The organism is Streptomyces sp. 3MP-14, from assembly GCF_006334905.2.
Lineage (GTDB): Bacteria > Actinomycetota > Actinomycetes > Streptomycetales > Streptomycetaceae > Streptomyces > Streptomyces triticirhizae.
In genome coordinates this window covers 210,501-230,018 of sequence record NZ_VDLZ02000001.1, presented here as the reverse complement: position 1 = coordinate 230,018, position 19,518 = coordinate 210,501, and the positions used below count along the sequence as shown (strand labels likewise).

The window sequence follows — 19,518 nt, the reverse complement described above, 5'->3', positions numbered from 1 at the left end:
GGACGCGGACGAGCCAGCGGGGTGGGACCCTGAGGGGCCGGCGGGGTGGGGCGTGCTCGTGAACCGGGGAAGCGGAGGGCGATGAACGGGCGGGACAACGGGGGTCGTTGGGCGGCGCGTTGGTGGGCGCCGATCCGGCGGACGCTTCGCCTTCGGCGGGAGGGGCCGGCTCGGCCAGGCACCTCCCGGGCCCGCTGCCGCCCGCGCGGCGAGAGCCCGCACCCCCGGCGTTCCGTGGGCCGCCGCGTCCGAACACCGCCCCCACCCACGGCCGTTGACCACCCTGCGGCGGCAGTCCGAACCCGCGACGGGCAACCGCGGGCCGGGCCAGGAAGGCACGGGCAGCGGCGCCCGAAGGAACGACACCCGCCGACACACCACGCGCGACCCCCAACCCGGCCGGAGGCCGTTCGCGCGACAGCAACGCCCCACCGGCCGCAGGCCGGAAGACCACCCGAACCACCCGCCCGCTGAGCGGGCCGTCACGCGCCCCCGGCGCGTGACGCCCGCTCAGCGGGCTCCCGTCTTCCGCAGGAAGCGGCGCAGACGCGTCAGCGGCCACGTGTTGATCACGTCGTCCGGGCCGAGCCACCCGCGCTGGGCCTGCGCGACGCCGAACCGCACATGCCCCAGATGGGTGGGCGCGTGCGCGTCGGAGTCGATGGAGAAGCGCACGCCGTGCTCGCGGGCGCGCAGGATGTGTTCGTCGTTGAGGTCCAGCCGGTTGGGGTGGCTGTTGATCTCCAGGGCGGTGCCGGTGCGGGCGCAGGCCGCGAAGACCGCGTCCAGGTCGGCGTCGATCCCGTTGCGGCGGCCGAACTTGCGGGTGGTGGGGTGGCCGATGATGTTGACGTGCGGGTTCTCGCAGGCCCTGATGAGCCGGCGGGTCTGGGCGTCGCGGTCCAGCTCGAAGTGGGAGTGGATGGACGCCACGCACAGCTCGAACTCGGCCAGCACCTCCGCCGGCCAGTCCACGTTCCCCTCCGGGTCGATGTTCAGCTCGGTGCCGTGCAGCAGCTTCAACCGACCGTGTTCGCCGGCCAGTTGGCGCAGCTGTTCGCGCTGGGCGCGGGCCTTGTCCAGGGTCATGCGCTGCATCCGCAGCTCGGGCGCGTGGTCCGTGACGGCGTAGTAGTGGTAGCCGCGCCGCGCGGCGGCGGCGACCATCTCGGTCAACGGGGCGATGCCGTCGGTCAGGTCGGTGTGGCTGTGCAGGTCGCCCCGCAGGTCGTCGACGGTGACCAGCCGGGGCAGCGCGTCCCGTTGGGCGGCGGCCACCTCGCCCCGGTCCTCGCGGAGCGTCGGCGGAATCCAGGGCAGCCCGAGCCGGCGATAGACCTCCTCCTCGGTGCGGGCCGCCCGTTTCCGACCGGTCTTGGCGTCGAAGAGTCCGTACTCGGAGAGTTTGAGCTTCTTGCGGACCGCGATCTCCCGGATGCGGATGTTGTGCGCCTTGGAGCCGGTGAAGTAGATCATCCCAGCGCCCCAGGAGTCCTCGGCGAGCACCCGCAGGTCCATCTGGAGCCCGTCGACCGTCCGCACCGTGGTCTTCTTCCTCCCGCGCAGCACCACCTCCGCCACCAGCGGCAGTGCGCAGAACGCGGCCATCACCGGCTCCGGGTCGTCGGCCGCCGCGAGCACGTCGATGTCGCCGATGGTCTCCTTCATCCGCCGCACCGACCCCGCGTAGGCGCAGCGCACGCAGCCGGCCGCCTCGCCCAGCCGCGCGACCGTCTCCTCGGCCACGCCCAGCGCGGTGTCAAGGCCGATCCGGCCGCCGGACTGCCGCAGCACGGCCAGGCCGTGCTCGATGTTCTCGCGCGCCTTGGGGCCGAAGCCCTTCAGCTCAGCGAGCCGGTCCTCGCGCAGCGCGGCCGCCAGTTCGTCGACGGAGGAGACGCCCAGCTCGCGGTAGAGGGTCATCGCCTTCTTGGGTCCGAGCGTCGGCACGTCCAGCAGCGCCCGGACGCCGGGCGGGATCGACGCCCTGGTCTCCTCGACGGCCGCGACCCGCCCGGTGCGCAGATACTCCTCGACCTTGTCGGCGATCGACGAGCCGACGCCGGGAATCTCCCGCAGGCTCTTGGAGTCCAGCGTGGCGACGTCGGCCGGGTGCCCGCCGATCGCGCGGGCAGCCCGCTCGTAGGCGCGTTGCTTGAACGCGCCCTTGCCGGTGATGGCGATGAGGTCGGCGTACTCCCGGAGCAGCGCCTCGACCTCGTCGTTCGGCCGGGCCATAACCGCCAGTCTAGGAAGCCGGCGCCCGTCCCGCGCGGCGAGACGACGCCCGTCCCGCGCGGCGAGCGGACCGACCGGAGGCCCGGGGCATGGGCGGGCGCCACCGGGGTACTCGCCGCGCCGACCAGACGGACGGAACGAGGCAGGTGAGCGAGGTGCGGGCCACCTTCAGGCTGGGCCGGATCGCCGGCGTCAGGATCGGGGTGCACTGGAGCGTCGCCGTGATCTTCGCGGTGATCGCGATCGGCCTGGGAGCGGAACGGCTGCCCGCCGCCTACCCCGACCGCAGCGCCCTCAGCTACACGCTGCTGGCGCTGCTGGCCGGGGTGCTCTTCCTGGCCTCGCTGCTGGCGCACGAGATGGCGCACGCGGTGGTGGCCCGCCGCGACGGGGTGCCGGTGCACGACATCGTGCTGTGGCTGCTGGGCGGCGCCACCCGGACCAGGGCCGAGGCGCCCGACCCGGGCTCCGAGTTCCGGATCGCCGGCGCCGGCCCGGCGACCAGCCTGGCGCTCGGCGTGTTCTTCACCCTGGTCACCTGGCTGCTGGTCGCGGTGGACGCGGGCCCGATCGTCGAGGTCGTCGCCTGGTTCGCGGTGATCAACTTCCTGTTGGCGCTCTTCAACGCCTTCCCCGCCGCCCCGCTCGACGGCGGCCGGCTGCTGCGGGCCGCGCTGTGGCGCCGTTCCGGCGACCGGCCCCGGGCCACCGCGCAGTCCAGTGCGGCCGGTCAGGTCTTCGGCTGGCTGCTGGTGGGCGCCGGGCTGGTGGCGTTCCTGTGGACGGGCGCGTTCGGCGCGCTCTGGCTGGCGCTGGTCGGCTGGTTCGTGGCGGGCGCCGCCTCGTTGGAGGGCCAACAGGCCCGGGTGCGGCAGCTGTTGGCCGGCGTCCCGGTGCGGGAGACCATGACGCCCCGGCCCGCGACCGTGCCGGCCGACGAGACCGTCGGCGGCCTGCTCAGCGAGACCAGCCCCGGCCTCGACCACCCCGCGCTGCCCGTGGTCGCGGCGAACGGCGCGCCGATCGGCCTGGTCACCAGGGAGCGGCTGCGGGAGGTGCCCGTCGAGAAGCACCGGGCGCTGACCGTCGCCGAGATCATGGTGCCCCTGGACCGGGTGCGCACCAGCGCCCCCGAGCAGGATCTCGCCGAGCTGCTGCCCCGCCTCGAACCCGGCCCCGAGCACCGGGTGTTGGTCATCGAACGCGACGGCGAACGGGACGGGGACGGGCGGGACGGGGACGGGCGGGACGGCGAACGGGACGGTGCGGCGCGGGACGGGCGGGAGCGGCTGCTGGGCATCGTCTCGCCGTCGGACATCAACCGCACCATCCGCCGGCTGACCGACCACCCGCCGGGCGCGCCCACCACCACCGGCAACGGTCGCTGAGCGACGGGAGCGACGGGAGCGACGGGGGGACAGGGGAGACGGGGCCGCCCGGCGTCATCCCCGGGCGGCCCCGCCGCACACACCCCCGCCTCGCGCCGCACGCTGTTGGGAGTCAACGGGCGGCGGGCCGGCGTCAGTTGTAGATCGTGGCCTCCTCGGAGGTCTCCGCGACGCCGTTGGGCCCGTTGAAGAAGCGCTCGCCCCACTCGGTCAGCTGGTTGGGGTCGAAGTTGACCGACATGTCCAGGTACCCGACGTCGCTGCTGTTCCCGCTCCACGACCAGCCCAGATAGCCCAGGTCCAGCTCCTCGGCGGTCGCCATGATGGCGTCCTCGTCCGGGTCGCCGTCCGAGTGGTTGTGCCCGAACTCGCCGACCAGGATGGGCAGTCCGGCGTCCACGAAGGAGCCGAGGTAGTCCTGCACGGCGGCGGCGGTGTTGTAGACGCCGTACATGTGGATGGAGAAGATCGTGTTGCCGGTCGGGTCGGAGTCGTAGACCTCCTGGGCGTCCGCCCGCATGGTCCCGCTCCAGTCCTGGCCCCAGTTGGGGGCGTCCACCATGATGGTGTGCTCGAAGCCGGCGCTCCTGAGCTTGCCGATCGCGGCCTGGGTGTCGGCGGACCACGCCTCGTAGCCGGTGTTGCCGAACGGCTCGTTGCCGATGTTGACGATGATGTGGTCTTCCTCGCCCCGGAGTTGGTCGAGGACGCTCACCCAGTAGTCGGCGGCCGCGTCCAGCGAGACGGCGGCGGACTGCTCGCCGTACCCGGTGGTGTCGTGCACCTCCAGCACGCAGATCAGCCGGTTCGCCTTGCACTCCGAGACGATCTGGGCGACCTGGTCGGGCGTGGTCTGCTCCCACTGGTGCCCGCTGCTGAGCACCACGCGCACGGTGTTGGCGCCCAGCGCCTTGATGTCGGCCAGCGAGCCGAGCTGGCTGGTGTACCAGGCGTGGGCGTGGTTGGCGCCGCGCATCACGAAGTCGTTGCCGGTGCTCTCCACCAGCCGGCCGTCCTCGATGTGCAGGCCGACGGCCTCCGCCTCCGGCTCACCCGCCGTGGCCGGCTGCACCGCGAGGGCCACCGCCAGCGCCCCGGCGACGCCGGCGGCTGCCACAACTCCGAGTCGTTTTCTGCTGTTCATGGTCGTCTCCTCAAGGGGGGTCCGTCCCGGGACCCCGTTGGGGTGGGGGTTGACGAGTGCGCGAACACGGCGAGAGAAGAGATTGGGAGCGCTCCCATGCCTCGCCCACCCATCAGGCCACCGTGACACCACCATGTCAAGGAGCGGGACGCCGTCGAATGGATTCGACGGCGGAATAAAACGCCTGGGCGGGTGGTGAGTTCGCTTTTCGGACGACACTTAACCGAGTAACTTGTCGCTGCGTGTTGCATGTTGGCGCCGCAACGTCACTGCCTCGGGGGCGAGTTCGGGTGTCCGCCACGCTCCGCGCCCGCCCGTTGGGCGGGCGCGGGTGGGGGGTTGGGGGCCGGTGGGTGCGCACATCGTTGGAAACGTTCCACGCCGTGGGCGACGGCGGGAGGGGGTGGTGCGGGCGCGTGGTCGTCTGCGGCACCGTCGACGGATGCCCGCGCCCCCGACGGGTCAGGGGCGCGGGGAACTGCGCGAAGCACTCGGGACGGGGTGCAGACGACGATGGTGAGCGGGTGGCCAGGGCGCGTAGTCGACTGCGGCACCGGCGACGGTTGCCCGCGCCCCCGACGGCCCAGGGGCGCGGGGGAACTGCGCGAAGCACTCGGGACGGGCCGCAGACGACAACGGACAACGGGCAACCCCGACGCGCAGTCGACTACGGCCCGCCGCCCGCGCGCTCAGCGACCGTTTCGGGGACCGGGCAGCACGCCTCGCCGCGCCAGGCGTCGCGCCCCTCCCGGACCGCCAACCCGGCGATGGCCAGCGCCGCCAGCGGGTCGGCCCAGGCCCAGCCGAGGGCGGCGTTGGCCAGCAGGCCGGCCAGCAGCACGGCGGAGAGGTAGGTGCACAGCAGCGTCTGCCGCGAGTCCGCCACCGCCGAGGCGGAGCCGAGTTCGCGCCCGGCCCGCCGCTGCGCGGCCGACAGGAAAGGCATGATCGCCAACGACAGCGCGGCCAGCGCGATCCCGGTCGGCGAACCGTCCGGCTCGTGGCCGCCCGCCAGGGCCCGCCCCGCGTCGAGGGCGACATAGACGGCCAGCGCGAAGAAGGAGCAGGCGATCACCCGCAGCGCGCGGGCCTCGCGCGCCTGCCGCACCGCCGGGTCGGCGGCGGAGAACTGCCAGGCGACGGCGGCGGCCGAGGAGACCTCGACCAGCGAGTCCAGCCCGAAGCCGATGAGCGCGGCGGAGGAGGCGGCCGCGCCGGCGGCGAGCGCGACGGCCGCCTCGACCAGGTTGTAGGCGATGGTCGCCGCGACCAGCCATCGCACCCGGCGGGCCAGCGTCTCGCGCCGCGCGAGGTCGGGGGCGTTCGGGCCCGACACCCCCTGGGGAACGGAGAGTTGGGCCATCAGCAGCAGCCCTTCTCCGCCGCTTCGGCGCAGCTGCGGTCGGCGGCGACGGCGACGACGGCGGCCCGCAGGTCGTCCAGCGCGTGGCCGAGGCGCGGGTCGGCCAGCTCGTAGCGGGTGCGGCGGCCGACGGGCACGGCGACGACCAGTCCGCAGTCGCGCAGGCAGGCCAGGTGGTTGGACAGCCGGGTGCGGGAGATGCCCAACCGGTCGGCCAGGTCGGACGGATGGGCCGGCGCCTCGCGCAGCGCGAGCAGCAGCCGGCAGCGGATCGGATCGGCCAGCGCGCGGCCGAACCGCGCGAGCACCTCGATGTCGGGGGCGACGGTCAGCATAGGGAGCACGTTAGTACACGATGCCCTGAATTCATAGTGTGCTGAACCGTCGACCCCGGCCGACCCCGGCCGGGGCCGGCGCTCAGGCCGCGTAGGCGCGCAGGAAGGTGGCCGTGGCGGCGGCGGCGACCTCGCGCAGTTCCTCGTCGGGGACGGGCCGGACGCCCATCCGGGAGCGCGCCTCCAGCGGGCCGATCAGCAGGGCCATCAACTGCTCGGCGGCCAGCACCGGTTCGTTGGCGGCCAGCCGCCCTGCGAGGGTGAGCCGGCCGAGCGGGTCGGCCAGGGCGTGCACCACCCGGTGCGGACCGAAGGCACTGACCAGCTCCAACGCCTCGGGGAACCGGGTGACTTCGGCGTAGAGCAGCCGGCGCAGGGCGCAGGAGGTGGCGTCGCTGTGCAGCTGGACGAGGCGGTGGCCGACGCCCTCCAGGGTCGCGGCGAGGTCGTCGCCCGGCGCGTAGAGCGGCTCGACGGCGGCGATCCGTTCCTCCAGCTTGGCCCTGGCCGTGGCCTCCAGCGCGCTGCGGAAGAGCGTCGCCTTGTCGGTGAGGTGGTTGTAGACGGTCGGCTTGGCGACGCCGGCCTCGGCGGCGATGTCCGCGACGCCGGCGTCGGCGTAGCCCTTGCGCGCGAAGACGGCGAAGGCGCCGGCCAGGATCGCGGCCCGCTTGTCGATGCGCCCGCGCGCGGGAGTCGGCGCACCCCCCGGGGGAGGCGCCGTTGAGGGAGTCGCTGCCATGGGGCCGATGGTAGACCGGCGGGTTCAACGGCGCGGCCTCACGGGTTGCGTTAGAACCAGCCAGATCACTACGTTGAATCCATTAGTTCAGATACGGAGTCCTCGGGGCGGCTTGGCGCCCCTCTGCTCAGGCTGATCGCCGTCGTGCTGCTCGGCGGACTGCTGGGCATCCTCAACAGCACCATGGCCGCCGTCGCCACGCCGACGCTGGCCGACTCGCTCAACGCCTCGCTGAGCACGGTGGGTTGGGCCTCCACCGGCTTCCTGCTCGCGGTCACGGCGACCATCCCGTTCACCACCTGGGCCGTCGACCGGTTCGGCGGGAGACGGCTGTGGCTGATCGGGCTGGCGATCTTCGTGGCGGGCTCGCTGGCCTCCGGGCTGGCGTGGAACGTGGGCAGCCTGATCGCCTTCCGCGCGCTCCAGGGCGTGGGGGCCGGCCTGTTGGACCCGCTGGTGTTGATCCTGCTCGCCCGGGCGGCCGGGCCGGCGCGGGCCGGGCGGGTGATGGGGCTGATGGGCGTGGTGCTCGCGCTGGGCCCGGCCCTCGGGCCGGTCAGCGGCGGCGCGGTGACGGAGGCGCTCTCCTGGCGCTGGATGTTCCTGCTGAGCGTGCCGGTCGGGCTGATCGCCCTGGTGCTGGCCCGGCGGACGCTGCCCGCCGACCCGCCCACGGCGGACGCCGGCGGGGGCGTGCGGCTGGACGTGCTGGGCCTGGCGCTGCTCGCCCCCGGCTTCGCCGGGCTGGTGCTGGCGCTCTCCCAGACGGCCGAGCAGGGCACCGCCCTGACCTGGCACGCGTGGCTGCCGCTGCTCGCCGGCGCGGTGCTGCTGCTCGGCTATGGAGCGCACGCGGCGCGGCTGGGCCGCACCGGGCCGGCGCGGCCGCCGCTGATCGACCTCGGGCTCTTCCGCAGTCGGGGGTTCAGCGCGAGCGTCACCATCATGGGCCTGAGCGGGCTGGTCAACTTCGCCGCGTTCTTCGCCCTGCCGCTGTACTACCAACAGGTGCACGGGCACGGGGTGTTGGCGGCCGGGCTGCTGATGGCGCCGGTCGGGGTCGGCGGCTCCCTGGCCATGCCGGTGGCCGGCCGGCTCTCCGACCGGCTCGGCTCACGCGGCCTCGCCGCCGGCGGCGCCGCGGCCGCCGCGCTGTGCACCCTGGCGCTGACCCGGGTCGACGCGGGAACGGCCGAACTCTGGCCGGCGGCGGGCGGACTGCTACTCGGCGTGAGCCTGGGCTTCATGGCGGCGCCGACCATGGGCTCGCTCTACCGGACGCTGCCGGCGGAGCGGGTGGCGCAGGGCAGTTCGGTGCTGTACATGCTCAACCAGCTGGGCGCCGCGCTCGGCGTCGCCGTCGTCACCCTGGTCGTCCAGACCTCGGACAACGTGATCGACGGGGTGCACCGTTCGTTCTGGCTGGCGAGCGGCGTGCTGCTGGTGATCCTGCTGACCATTCCGCTGCTGCCGGGGCCGGCCCGGCGCTCGACGCCGGTCGCGGGCGGCGAACCGGCCGGCGGTGAACCGGCCGTGGGCGAGGTCGGGGCCGGTCAGGGCACGCTCGGTCAGGGCACGCCGAACGCGGCCGGGTAGGCGATCGTGCCGGCGGGGGCGGGGAGTTCGGGCCGCAGGGCCAGCGCCATCAGCGCCTCGTCCGGCACGTCGAAGGCGGCCCTGACGCCCAGCTCGGACGCCGGCCGGAAGCCGAAGCGCGGGTAGTACGCCGGGTGGCCCAGGACCACGACCAGGTTCTCGCCGCGCTCCCCGGCCGTCGCCAGGGCGGCCCGTACGGCGGCCGAGCCGGCGCCGGTCCGCTGGTGCTCGGGCAGCACCGCGACCGGCGCCAGCGCCAGCGCCGGCGCGCCGCCCACCCGGCAGCGGGTGAGCAGCGCATGGGCGACGGGGGTGCCGGCCGGAGCGCCGACGGCCGCGCCGGCCGCCGGCTCGGCGAGCAGCGAGAGGCCGGGCAGCCAGGCGGCCGGGTCCGCGCGGAGCGCGTCGACCAGGTCGGCCTCCTCGGCGGTGGGGAACGCCGCCAGGTTGATCCGGCGCACCGCCGGCACGTCCGACGCGGTCTCGGCCCTGGTGGCCCAGGCGTGCTCACTCATGCGACTCCGAACTGCTCGACTGCGCGGACCAGCATAAACGCGGCGCCGGGCCGCCGTTGGCCCCCCGGCACACCCCCCGCCCGCCGCCCGTGATGCGATCGTGACCAGCTCCCTCGCGGGGAGCGGTGAGGCGCCACGGGGGTGCCGGACATGAGGGGGCATGAGAAAGGTTCACAGGGCCGAGGACCGGAACGAGGAGTTCGACCGGCTGTTCCGGGCGACCTTCCGCCGGCTGCTCGCCTACTGCCTGCGGCGGACCTCCGAGGCGTCGGCGCACGACGCGGTCTCCGAGGTCTATGCCACCGCCTGGCGGCGGCGCGGGCGCGTGCCCCACGACCCGCACGAGGCCCAGCTGTGGCTCTTCGGCGTGGCGCGTCGGGTGTTGGCCAACCAGGAGCGCGGCCAACGCCGTTGGCTGCGGCTACAGCGCCGGGTCGCCGAGGCGCCGGCCCCGCCGGCTCTGGCACCGAGCGACGACCTGGCCGAGGCGCTGGCCGCGCTGCCGCCCGACGACCGGGAGTTGCTGCGGCTCGCCTACTGGGACGACCTGTCGCACCAGGACATCGCCACGGTGCTGGGCATCTCCACGGGCGCCGTCGCCACCCGGCTCTACCGGGCCAGGGAACGGCTCCGCCCGCACCTGGCGGCCGGCGCCGACCCGCCACCACCCACCGCCGCCCGCCCGAACGTCCACGGCACCCGCACAACCGACCACCGCACCGCGCCCGGCACCGCGCCCCGCACCGAGGAGAAGCTTCATGCACGACGCTGACGACACCGAGCGCCTGGAGACGGCCCTGCGCGCCGCCGACCCGCTGCGCGACCGCGCCCTCGCCGACGACCCCGAAGGCCCGCTGGGACTGCGGGTGTTGACCAGGGCCAGGGGCCGCGCCCGGCACCACCGGCTGCGCCGCGCCGTGCTGGTGCCGGCCACGGCGCTCGCCGTCGCCGGGGCCACCGCCGGCGCCTACGCCTGGACCACCGACCCCGGGCAGCCGCACAGCTCGTGGAGCGTCACGTGCGTGGTCGACGGGATCGAGATCGAGATCGGCCCCTCCCCCGCCGAGCAGGACCCGGTCCTCACCTGCGGCGACTACTGGGCGGACAGCTGGGTCGCCCGCCCGGAGGTCTCGCCGCCGCCGGCCGAGTTGACCGCCTGCGTGGACAACGCCAAGGACGACCCGCTGCGGGTCTACCCCGGCGGCGCCGGCACCTGCGAGGAGTTGGGCATCGAGCCCTACACCGGGCTCTCCGAGGAGCAGTTGCGGCTGGCCGAACTGCGGGAGGAACTGCACCAGAACCCGGACGACTGCCGCTCCCGCGAGGAGGTCGCGGCGCTGGCCGACCGGCTCTTCGACGAGCACCACCTGGACGGCTGGACCACGCGGGCGGTCGAGGCCGACGACGCGCACGCGGTCTCCGACTCCCCGTGCACCATGATCTCCACCTATGACGAGGTCAACCGGACCGTGCTGCTGACCGGGATGCCGGAGATCACGGATTGCCTTCCCGAGAACGACTGCGTGCCCGTCGACCTGGGCACGGGCGGCGCATCCCTGCGCGAGCGGGAGGCGCGGCCGGCCGAACAGGGCTGATCCGGCGCGGCGTTGCCCCCGTCAGCCGGCGCGCCCCCGTGGCTCCGGCGCCCCCGGCGCGCGGTGCCCGGGGGCGCGCTGCCCGGGGGCGCGCTGCCCCGCCCCGTGCGCCGGCGCCCGCACCGCGCGACGCTACCCGCGCGTAACGTCTTCCGCGCGGGGCATTGACGGCCTTGTTGACAGCGAGTCTCATAAGACCATGGCTCTCTCCGGAAACGTGGCCGCCGATCCGGCCGATGTTCCGACGCCGCACGACGCGCTCGGCGCGCTCAAGGACCGTGAGCAGGTCGCCGAACGGTTGCTCGCGGCGTCGGCACGACACTCCTTCGACCCCGACCGTGACCTCGACTGGGACCAGCCCTGGCAGGACGGCCTCTGGTACTGGCCGCCCGAGCTGGTCTCCCTCTACGACACCCCGCTCTGGTACCGGATGTCCGAGGAGCAGCGGATCACGCTCTCCCGCCACGAGGCGGCGGCGCTCGCCTCGTTGGGCATCTGGTTCGAGCTGATCCTGATGCAGCTGCTGGTCCGGCACATCTACGACAAGCCGGCGACCAGCGCCCATGTGCGCTACGCCCTCACCGAGATCGCCGACGAGTGCCGGCACTCGATGATGTTCGCACGCGTGATCACCCGGGGCGAGACGCCCCACTACCCGCCCGCCCGGGCGCACCACAACATCGCGCGGGTCTTCAAGACGGTCTCCACCACGCCGGGTTCCTTCGTGGCGACCCTGCTCGGCGAGGAGGTGCTGGACTGGATGCAGCGCCTGACCTTCCCCGACGAGCGGGTGCAGCCGCTGATCAGGGGCGTCACCCGCATCCACGTGGTGGAGGAGGCGCGCCATGTCCGCTACGCCAGGGAGGAGCTGCGCCGGCAGATGGTCTCGGCGCCGCGCTGGGAACGGGAGTTGACCCGGCTCACCAGCGGCGAGTTCGCCCGGATCTTCTCCGTCGCGTTCGTGAACCCCCAGGTGTACACGAACATCGGTCTCGACCGGCGCGAGGCCGTCGCCCAGGTGCGGGAGAGCGCACACCGGCGCGAGGTGATGCGCGAGGGCGCGCGGCGGCTGACGGACTTCCTCGACGACATCGGCGTGCTGCGCGGCACGGCCCGCCGCATGTGGCGCGGCTCCGGCCTGCTGGCCTGACCGGCCCCGGACCGGCCGGCCCGAACCGGCGGCGCGGCGAAGGGCGTTGCCGCGCCGGCCGGGGCCGTGCGGCTACGCTGCGGAACATGAGCGGCCACCCCGAACCACGCGCGCCGGCCTACCGCCGTCTGAGCGTGGACGAGCGCCGCGCCCAGCTGATCGCCACCGCGCTGCGCCTCTTCGCGCGGAACACCCCGGAGGACGTGTCGTTGGACGACGTGGCCCGGCTGGCCGAGGTCTCCCGGCCGCTGGTCTACCGCTACTTCCCCGGCGGCAAGCAGCAGTTGTACGAGGCCGCGCTGCAACACGCGGCCGACCGCCTGGCCGCCTGCTTCGAGGTGCCGGCCGAGGGCGCGCTGAGCGAGCGGCTCGGCTACGGCCTGGACCGCTATCTGGCGTTCGTCCGCGAGCACGGCGAGGGCTTCACCGCGCTGCTGCGCGGCGGCAGCGTCGTCGAGACGGCGCGCACCACGGCCATCGTCGACGGCGTGCGGCGCTCGGCGGCGCGCGCGGTGCTGAGCCACATGGCCGTGGCCAGCCCCGGGCCCTGGCTGCGCACCGCCGTGCGCTCCTGGATCAGCACGGTCGAGGCGATGTCGCTGATCTCCCTGGACGAGGGCGAGTTGGGGCTGACCGAGCTGCGGGACTATCTGGTCGACCTGTTCGTGGGGCAGCTGATGGTCACCGCCACCCACGATCGGCAGACCGCGCGGATGCTGCGGGCCGCCGCCGAGTTGGAGCCGCCGGACGGTCGGGTGGCCGGCCTGCTGGACCGGGCGCTGCGCGCGGTGGCCCCCCAACCGGCCGGCTCCTGACCCCGGCCCCGTGACGGACACCTCTTACACTGCACCGATGCGAGCTGTGGAGACGCCCTTCGTCGGCGGGCCGCTGGACGGCGAGTCCCTGCCGGTGCTGGTGGGCGCCACCGGCCGGCCGCCCAAGGTCTACGAGGTGCCGGTGCCGGACGAGGCGGGCGGCCTGTCGGCCGTGCACGTCTACCAACTGGAGCCGGCCGGCCACACCCGGCGGCTGCGGCTGCCCAGGGGCTGGCGCTATGTCCACGCCCCCGACGCCGTGCCCTCCCGCACCTACCGCCGGCGGCTGAGGAACGAGGGCGAGCCCGAGGAGTAGTCGGCGAGGCGGCGCGCGCTGACGACGCCGGGGCGGCGCGCGATCACCCGGTCGCGCCTCCCGGCGTGCGCCGGGCGCGCGGCTGTGCACACCATCGCTCCGTCGATCCCGAGGAGCCGCCTGATGTCCCGTCAGTCCACCGCCCTGGCCGCACTCCTGCTCACCGCGACCGCGCTCACGGCCGGGCCGGCCTCCGCCGCCGACCAGCCGCCGGGACAACCCGCCGACCCCACCGCCCTGCTGACCGAGCTGCGCGAGCTGTACCGGGAGGCCGGCGCCGCCACCGAGGCGTACAACGAGGCGGGCGAACGCCTCGCCGAGCAGCGCGCCGAGGTGGAACGCCTCACCGCCCGCCTCGCCGACACCAGGGGCGCGCTGGCCGGCGCCCGCAGAACCGCCGGGCGGCTGGCCGCCGCCGAGTACCGGCACGGCGGCGCACCCGAACTCCCGCCCGTGCTGCGGCTGTTGCTGACCGACGAGGAACCGGCCCGCGCCCTGCACCACACCACCGTGGCCCGCCGGGCCGCCGCCGGCCAACTGGCCGAGGTCCGCCGGCTGGCCGAGGCCGAGCGGACCGCCAGCACCCTCGCCGGCGAGGCGGAGCGGGCGTGGGAGGAGGAACGCCAACTGGTCGAGGAGGAACGCGAGCGCCGCGACGACGCCCACGACCGGATGAACGAGGTGGCCGGGCTGCTCGCCGGGCTGACCGAGGAGCAGCTGACCGGGGTGACCGCGCTGGAGGACCGCGAAACCGCCGAGCGGCAGGCGGAGTTCCTCGCCGCGCACGAGCCCGCCGAGGAGCCGGCCGAGCAGCCCGCCGACGAGCCGGCCGACGCCGAGGGCTCCCCGGGCGAGCGCGCCCTGCGCTGGGCGCTGGCCCAGCGCGGCAAGCCCTACGAGGCGGGCGCCGAGGGCCCGGACGCGTTCGACCCGGCGGGGCTGGCGCTGCGCGCCTGGGAACACGTCGGGGTCACCGTGCCGCGCACCAGCGCCCGCAGCTGGGAGCTGCTGCCCCGGGTCCCGCTGGACGAACTGCGCCCCGGCGACCTGGTGATCTACCACGAGGACACCAGCCACACCGCGCTCTACGCCGGCGACGGCACGGTCGTCCACCCGCCCGCCCCCGGCAGGGCCGTGGCCGTCACCCCGCTCGCCCACGCCCCCGTCAAGGGCGCGGTCCGCCCCCGGTGACCCCCTGAGCGGAGCCGCGCGCCGGCGCGGGAGTGACGTGGGTCACGGGACGGGCGGGGAACGCGGGGCGGCGGGCGGACAGACAGGGTGCATGACGACAGAACTGCGGCCCCGCATCCGGGACGGTGACGAGGACGCCTTCGCCGAGCTGTTCGACGCGTATGCGCGCTCCGTCTACAACCACGCGTTCCGGCTCACCGGGGACTGGGGGGCCGCCGAGGACGCCGTGTCGTTGACGTTCCTCGAAGCCTGGCGGCTGCGCGGGCGGTTGGACGTCGAGGGCGGCTCGTTGCGGCCCTGGCTGCTCGGGATCGCGACCAATGTCGTGCGCAACTCCCGGCGCGCCGCGCGCCGGCACGCGGCGGCGCTGTCGCGGCTCCCCCGGCCGGAGGTCGTCCGCGACTTCGCCGACGAGGTGGCCGGGCGGATCGACGACGCCGCTTCGCTGGCGGCCGTGCGCCTCGCGGTCGCCACGCTGCGGCGGCCCGAGCGCGAGGTGTTGGCGCTGTGCGTGTGGTCGGGCCACGACTACGCGACGGCCGCCGAGGTGCTCGGCATCCCCGTCGGCACCGTGCGCTCCCGGCTGTCCCGCGCGCGGCGCAAGCTCGCCGCGACGGCCGAGGCGCGCGGCGCGGCACCACCGGCGGCCGACGGTGCGGAACCGCCGCCGCGCCGAGGACAGGTGAGAGATGGCCGCCGAGCGGCGGCCTGGCCCGGACAGCGGAAGGACACCCCGTGAACGACATGCCGTCGCTTCCCGAGCGGGACCTCCCGCCGGGTCGTCACCAACAGCTCAAGGAGCACCTGATGCGCGAGATCCGACAGACCCCGGAACCGGGCGGCTTCCGGGCCGGCGGGCGGAGGTGGCTGCTGCCGGCCGTCGGCCTGCCGGCGGTGGCCGGCACGCTGGCCCTCGTCGTGCTGGTGGGCGGCTCCCCCGGCACCTCCGACGACCCCGAGCGCGGCACGGAGACCGAGGCCGGCCCCACGGCGGGCACCGGCGAAACCCCGGGGACCGCCGTCCAGTTGCTGGACCAGGCGGCCGCCCGGGCCGCCGCCGAGGCCCCGGCGGACATCCGCGACGACCAGTATGTGTACGTCTCCAGCGTGGTCAGCTACCCGGGCGAGGCGCCGCAGGAGCGCGAGGTCTGGCACGCGGTGGACGGCAGCAGGGAAGGGCTGCTGCGCCTGGGCGGCGAGCCGGAGGACATCCCGCTCGAACCCGACCCGGTGCCCGCGCCCGGCAGCGAGGGAACGTCGTCCTGCTACCGCTTCCTGGAGACGCTGCCGACCGATCCCGAGGCGATGCTGGCGTGGCTCTACGCGCAGCAGGAGGCGGGCGACGAGGACCACGACGCGGACCAGGACGCGTTCGTCCTCATCGGCGACCTGGTCGGCGAGTCGATGGTGCCGCCGGACGTGGCGGCCGCGCTCTACGGCGCCGCCGCGCTGATCCCCGGGGTGACCCTGGTGCCCGACGCGGTGGACGCGACGGGCCGCCCGGGCGTCGGGGTCGGCCGGGTCGACGCCTACAACCCGGACCAGAGCGAGGAGTTGGTCTTCGACGCGGAGTCGTTCGAACTCCTCGGGCGGCGCACCGTCGCCGTGCGGGACATCGTCTACGAGGACGCCGCCCCGATCCGGGCCGGCGAGACGACGTACGCGACGGCCGTCATCGACCGCTCGGTGGTGGACGAGGCCGGCGCCCGCCCCTGAGCGGCCCGCCCCTTGAGACACCCGTCGTCGGGTCCCGTCGGGGGGCGGGACCCGACGACGGGTCGGCTGCCGGCGCGCCGGCGCGGCCGTTTCCGGAGGGTGCGGCCGGCGGGCTAGCGGGGGGGCGTGGTGGTCGCCTGGCGGAGTTCCGCGCGGAGTTCGGGGGTCAGCAGGTGGCCCGCGCGGCCGACCAGGAGCGCCATCTGGTAGGTGACCACGCTGATGTCGGCGGTCGGCTCGGTGTAGACGCCCAGCAGGGAGCCGTCGGAGATGGCCATCACCAGCAGGTTGCCGGTCTCCATGGCGACCAGCGTCTGCTTGACCTGGCCGCCGTCCATCAGCTCGGCCGCGCCGCCGGTGAGGGAGCCGAGGCCGGAGACCACGGTGGCCAGGTCGGCCGCCGCGCCGCTCGGCGTGCCGCCGGGCCAGCGCGGGGTCGGCGGGCCGGTGAGCCCGACCGGCGCGGGGCCGCCGTCGGGGCCCGACTCCGAGGAGAGCAGCGGCAGCCCGTCGGTGGAGACGACGGCGACGGAACGCACACCCGGCACCTCGTCCACCAACCTGCCCAGCAGCCACCGCAGATCGCGCCCGCCACGGCTGGCGGTGTCCTGCTGCCGCGTTCCGGTCCCGGAGGTCATGACGGCTGTTCCTCTCCATAGCGCCCGGGTCTCTCGCCGGGTCCTTCCCCTACCCCTCGGCCCGGTCCCCGCTCGGGGCGGGCGACCGGGTGGGCGGGGGCCTCCCCGCCGAACTCGCCCGGGGCGCCGAACTCCCCGGTGGCTCCGAACTCCCCGGAGGCCGCCAGGCTGGCGGCGTCCCGGTGTCCTTCCCTGGCCCCTCGCTGGAATCCGCCGAGCCGGCGGCGCAGCTCCTCCGGGTCGACCGTGCGGTTGTGCCCGGTGTCCGTGGCCCCGCCGCCGGCGGAGGCGACCCGGGTGCGGAGCGGCAGGCCGCTGCCGGTCACCACGGGCGCGCTGTCCGGGGCGCGGGCGTGTTCGGGGCCGCGCGAGGCGAGGTCGCGCACCGGCAGCGGCCCGCTGGCCGGGCCACCGGCGTCCCGCTCCCCGTAGCCGGTCCGGTCCGGGTAGCCCGTTCCGGCGGCGTCGCCGTAGCCGGCCTGATGGGCACGGCCGGCCTGCTCCCCGTACGCCCCCTGGTCGCCGTACCCGGTCTGGCCCCCGTGCGCGCCCTGGTCCCCGTACCCGCCGGCCTGCCCGCCGTAGGCCGCCGGCGCGGGGCCGCCGTCCGCCGTCGGAGCCTCGGCCGGATGCGCCGGGCGTTCGGCGCCGAGGGCGTGGCGGCCCGTGGTCCTGGTGGTCGGCCCTATGCCCGCGCGGGCCTCCGGCACGCTCGGGTGCGCCCCGCCGGCCGGCCCGGCCAGGCCCTCGTGGCCGCCGGGCGCGACTCCCGGCGCGACCACGGGAGTCGCACCGGTCCTCGCGGCCGGCACCGTCGGGTGCGCGCCGCTGGCCGGCCCGGCCAGGCCGTCCGCCGGGAAGCCGGCCGGCTCGGCCGCGCCCGGGTGGACCAGCGCCCCGGGGACCAGCACCTCGGCCGTGGTGCCGCCGGCGGGGCGGGCGACCAGCCGGCAGCGCAGCCCGTGCCGGGCCGCGAGCCGGGCCACGGTGTAGAGGCCCATGCCGATGTGCTGCCCGTTCCCGCCGTCGGCGCCGGGCGGCGGGGTCACCGGGTCGGCGAGCCGGGCGTTCAGCTCGGCCAGCCGGACCTCGGCCAGGCCGCGCCCCTCGTCCTCGACGCTGAGCAGCAGCTCCTCGCCCCGCCAGTGGCCGGTCAGCCGCACCCGGGTGCCGGGCGGCGTGGCGACGGCGGCGTTGTCCAGCAGCTCGGCCAGCAGATGGCTGATGTCCCTGGCCGCGTGCGCGACGACCCGCGTCGGCGGCGGCGGAACGGTCTCCACCAGGTCGTAGCGCTCTATCTCGCTGACCGCCGCCCTGGCCACGTCGATCAACGGCATCGGCGAGGCCAGCGAGCGGACCGGCTCGGCGCCGGCGAGCAGCAGCACGTTCTCGCTGTGCCGCCGCATCCGGGCGGCGAGGTGGTCCACGGAGAAGAGGACGGCCAGCTGGTCGGGGTCGGTCTCATGCTCCTCCAACCCCTCGATCACGGACAGCTGTTCCTCGACCAGGTCCAGCAGCCGCTGCGCGTGGTGCGCGAACATGCCGTGCACGGCGCCGTGCAACGCGGCCAGCCTGGCGGTCAGTTCGCGCTGTTCGGCGAGGAGCCGGTCGCGTTCGGCGCGCAGCCCGCCGCTGCTCTGCTCGGCCTCGGCCGCCTGCCGCTGAAGCTCCTCGGCGCGCGCCCGCAGCGCGTTGACCGAGGCGACGACCTCGGCGAACTCGTCGTTGCGGCCGATGTACCTGACCGGCTCCTGGTGCACCGGGTCGGCGGCGACCCGCCGGGTGCCCAGCCGCACGGCGGCCAGCGGCCTGGTCAACGAGCGGGCGGTCCCGACGCTGACGCCCAGGGCCAGGGCCAGGGCGAGCAGGATCACGCCGACCGTGACCAGCAGCCCGGTCAACTCGTCGTCGCGCAGCGCCTCGACGGCCTCGGTGTGCTCGCCGACCAGCGAGGCCAGCACCCCGCGCTGGAGGCCGACGCGGGCCTGGAGCGCCTCGTCCACCTCGACCGCGTCCAGCGCGTGATCGGCCTCGTCCAGCGTGGCGCCGTCGGTCAGTTCGGCCAGGAACGCCTCGGCGGCCTCGACGTCGCCGCCGGTCACGGTGTCCCGGTAGGTGTCGCGGCCCGGCGCGTCGGCGATGGCGAGGAAGTCGGTCAGGGCGGCGGCCTCGGAGACGTGCTCCCGCTGGGCGAGCGCGGTGAGTTCGCCCTGTTCGCCGTCGCCGGCGAGGGCGGCGAGCAGCAGGCCCCTGGTCGCTGAGGCGGCGTGCACGGCGCGGGCGAGGTCGGGCAGCGCGTCGCTGGTGGGGCTGACCGCGTCGGCGGGCGCGGAGCGGCTGACGGAGCGCAACAGCCCGTCGAGGCCCTCGATCGCCGCGGTGTAGGTCTGGTGCACCTCGACCGCCGTGGACTCGCCGGCGAGTGCCCGCTCGCGCGCCTCGGGGAGCGCGGCCAGGCGCTCGCCGAGGGTCGGGTCGACGGCCTCGCGCAGTTCGGCCACCCGTCGGTCGGCGCGCGCCTCGGCGTCGTCGCTCAACGCGCCCTCGCGGTCGGCCCCTTCGCCGGCGGCCGCGACGACGAGGGCGTCGCGCTCGTCGGCCAGGATGTGGGAGAGGGACAGCGCGCGCTCCCCCAACGCCGAGGCGTCGGCCAGCTCCTGGCTGTCGCTCAGGGCGCCGGCCCGCTCGACGAGCGCCGGGACGCCGGCGACCAGCACGGCGGCCCCGGTGAGCAGCAGGGCGATCAGCAGGCGAGTGCGCACCCTGGCGCCGCGTC

General features: G+C 75.4%; 18 protein-coding genes. 10 read left to right on the top strand and 8 right to left on the bottom strand.

Going from position 1 to position 19,518, the window contains the following annotated elements; all coding sequences use genetic code 11:
- Nucleotides 1–510 precede the first annotated feature (510 nt).
- Nucleotides 511–2,238, bottom strand: a complete 1,728-nt coding sequence (gene polX / locus FH609_RS00990; RefSeq protein ID WP_139665711.1) for a DNA polymerase/3'-5' exonuclease PolX — start codon at nt 2,236–2,238, stop codon at nt 511–513.
- 146 nt (nt 2,239–2,384) lie between these two features.
- On the opposite strand from polX, the gene FH609_RS00985 reads away from it, so the two are divergent.
- On the top strand, nt 2,385–3,626 hold the full coding sequence (locus tag FH609_RS00985; protein ID WP_226961294.1) for a site-2 protease family protein: 1,242 nt from the start codon (nt 2,385–2,387) through the stop codon (nt 3,624–3,626).
- Nucleotides 3,627–3,759: 133 nt separating this feature from the next.
- Here the strand turns inward: FH609_RS00985 and FH609_RS00980 are convergent, their stop codons facing one another.
- The 4 genes from FH609_RS00980 to FH609_RS00965 form a co-directional block, all read right to left on the bottom strand.
- Entirely contained in the window at nt 3,760–4,770 is a 1,011-nt protein-coding gene (locus FH609_RS00980) for a glycoside hydrolase family 5 protein (protein WP_139665712.1), read from the bottom strand.
- Nucleotides 4,771–5,437: 667 nt separating this feature from the next.
- Complete coding sequence (locus FH609_RS00975; RefSeq protein WP_139665713.1) at nt 5,438–6,133, bottom strand: cation transporter; 696 nt, start codon at nt 6,131–6,133, stop codon at nt 5,438–5,440.
- Complete coding sequence (locus FH609_RS00970; protein ID WP_139665714.1) at nt 6,133–6,468, bottom strand: ArsR/SmtB family transcription factor; 336 nt, start codon at nt 6,466–6,468, stop codon at nt 6,133–6,135. Before FH609_RS00970 ends, FH609_RS00975 begins: the two co-directional genes overlap by 1 nt.
- Before the next feature lie 82 nt (nt 6,469–6,550).
- Entirely contained in the window at nt 6,551–7,210 is a 660-nt protein-coding gene (locus tag FH609_RS00965) for a TetR/AcrR family transcriptional regulator (RefSeq protein WP_139665715.1), read from the bottom strand.
- A gap of 81 nt (nt 7,211–7,291) precedes the next feature.
- Between FH609_RS00965 and FH609_RS00960 the strand changes: the two genes are divergently transcribed.
- Nucleotides 7,292–8,806 carry a DHA2 family efflux MFS transporter permease subunit gene (locus FH609_RS00960; RefSeq protein ID WP_139665716.1) on the top strand — a complete coding sequence of 505 codons (1,515 nt, stop codon included), beginning with the start codon at nt 7,292–7,294 and terminating at the stop codon, nt 8,804–8,806.
- Here the strand turns inward: FH609_RS00960 and FH609_RS00955 are convergent.
- Complete coding sequence (locus FH609_RS00955) at nt 8,779–9,321, bottom strand: GNAT family N-acetyltransferase (protein WP_139665717.1); 543 nt, start codon at nt 9,319–9,321, stop codon at nt 8,779–8,781. The two genes, FH609_RS00960 and FH609_RS00955, sit on opposite strands and share 28 nt — an antisense overlap.
- Before the next feature lie 160 nt (nt 9,322–9,481).
- Here FH609_RS00955 and FH609_RS00950 point away from each other — a divergent pair, with 160 nt between their 5' ends.
- The 8 genes from FH609_RS00950 to FH609_RS00915 all read left to right on the top strand — a co-directional run bounded on the left by FH609_RS00950 (nt 9,482) and on the right by FH609_RS00915 (nt 16,104).
- A complete protein-coding gene (locus tag FH609_RS00950) occupies nt 9,482–10,093 on the top strand; it encodes an RNA polymerase sigma factor (RefSeq protein ID WP_139665718.1) in 612 nt (203 codons plus the stop codon).
- Nucleotides 10,080–10,916 (top strand): hypothetical protein, encoded by an 837-nt coding sequence (locus FH609_RS00945; protein WP_139665719.1) that lies wholly within the window; start codon nt 10,080–10,082, stop codon nt 10,914–10,916. Before FH609_RS00950 ends, FH609_RS00945 begins: the two co-directional genes overlap by 14 nt.
- Nucleotides 10,917–11,115: 199 nt before the next feature.
- Nucleotides 11,116–12,066, top strand: coding sequence for an AurF N-oxygenase family protein (locus tag FH609_RS00940; RefSeq protein ID WP_139665720.1), 951 nt, complete (start codon nt 11,116–11,118; stop codon nt 12,064–12,066).
- Between the two features lie 86 nt (nt 12,067–12,152).
- Nucleotides 12,153–12,881: a TetR/AcrR family transcriptional regulator gene (locus FH609_RS00935; RefSeq protein WP_139665721.1), complete on the top strand. Its 729-nt coding sequence runs from the start codon at nt 12,153–12,155 to the stop codon at nt 12,879–12,881.
- Between the two features lie 37 nt (nt 12,882–12,918).
- Complete coding sequence (locus tag FH609_RS00930; protein ID WP_139665722.1) at nt 12,919–13,197, top strand: hypothetical protein; 279 nt, start codon at nt 12,919–12,921, stop codon at nt 13,195–13,197.
- Nucleotides 13,198–13,320: 123 nt separating this feature from the next.
- Nucleotides 13,321–14,388, top strand: a complete 1,068-nt coding sequence (locus FH609_RS00925; RefSeq protein WP_139665723.1) for an NlpC/P60 family protein — start codon at nt 13,321–13,323, stop codon at nt 14,386–14,388.
- Nucleotides 14,389–14,479: 91 nt separating this feature from the next.
- Nucleotides 14,480–15,127 carry an RNA polymerase sigma factor gene (locus tag FH609_RS00920; RefSeq protein WP_139665724.1) on the top strand — a complete coding sequence of 216 codons (648 nt, stop codon included), beginning with the start codon at nt 14,480–14,482 and terminating at the stop codon, nt 15,125–15,127.
- A gap of 5 nt (nt 15,128–15,132) precedes the next feature.
- Nucleotides 15,133–16,104: a CU044_5270 family protein gene (locus FH609_RS00915; RefSeq protein WP_226961334.1), complete on the top strand. Its 972-nt coding sequence runs from the start codon at nt 15,133–15,135 to the stop codon at nt 16,102–16,104.
- 113 nt (nt 16,105–16,217) lie between these two features.
- Here FH609_RS00915 and FH609_RS00905 read toward each other — a convergent pair whose 3' ends face one another.
- Both FH609_RS00905 and FH609_RS00900 read right to left on the bottom strand, forming a co-directional pair.
- The gene (locus FH609_RS00905; protein ID WP_139665726.1) at nt 16,218–16,742 is read right to left on the bottom strand and encodes a roadblock/LC7 domain-containing protein; all 525 of its coding nucleotides are present in this window, start codon (nt 16,740–16,742) and stop codon (nt 16,218–16,220) included.
- Nucleotides 16,739–19,504, bottom strand: a complete 2,766-nt coding sequence (locus FH609_RS00900) for a nitrate- and nitrite sensing domain-containing protein (RefSeq protein ID WP_193317750.1) — start codon at nt 19,502–19,504, stop codon at nt 16,739–16,741. Before FH609_RS00900 ends, FH609_RS00905 begins: the two co-directional genes overlap by 4 nt.
- Between the last annotated feature and the right edge of the window lie 14 nt (nt 19,505–19,518).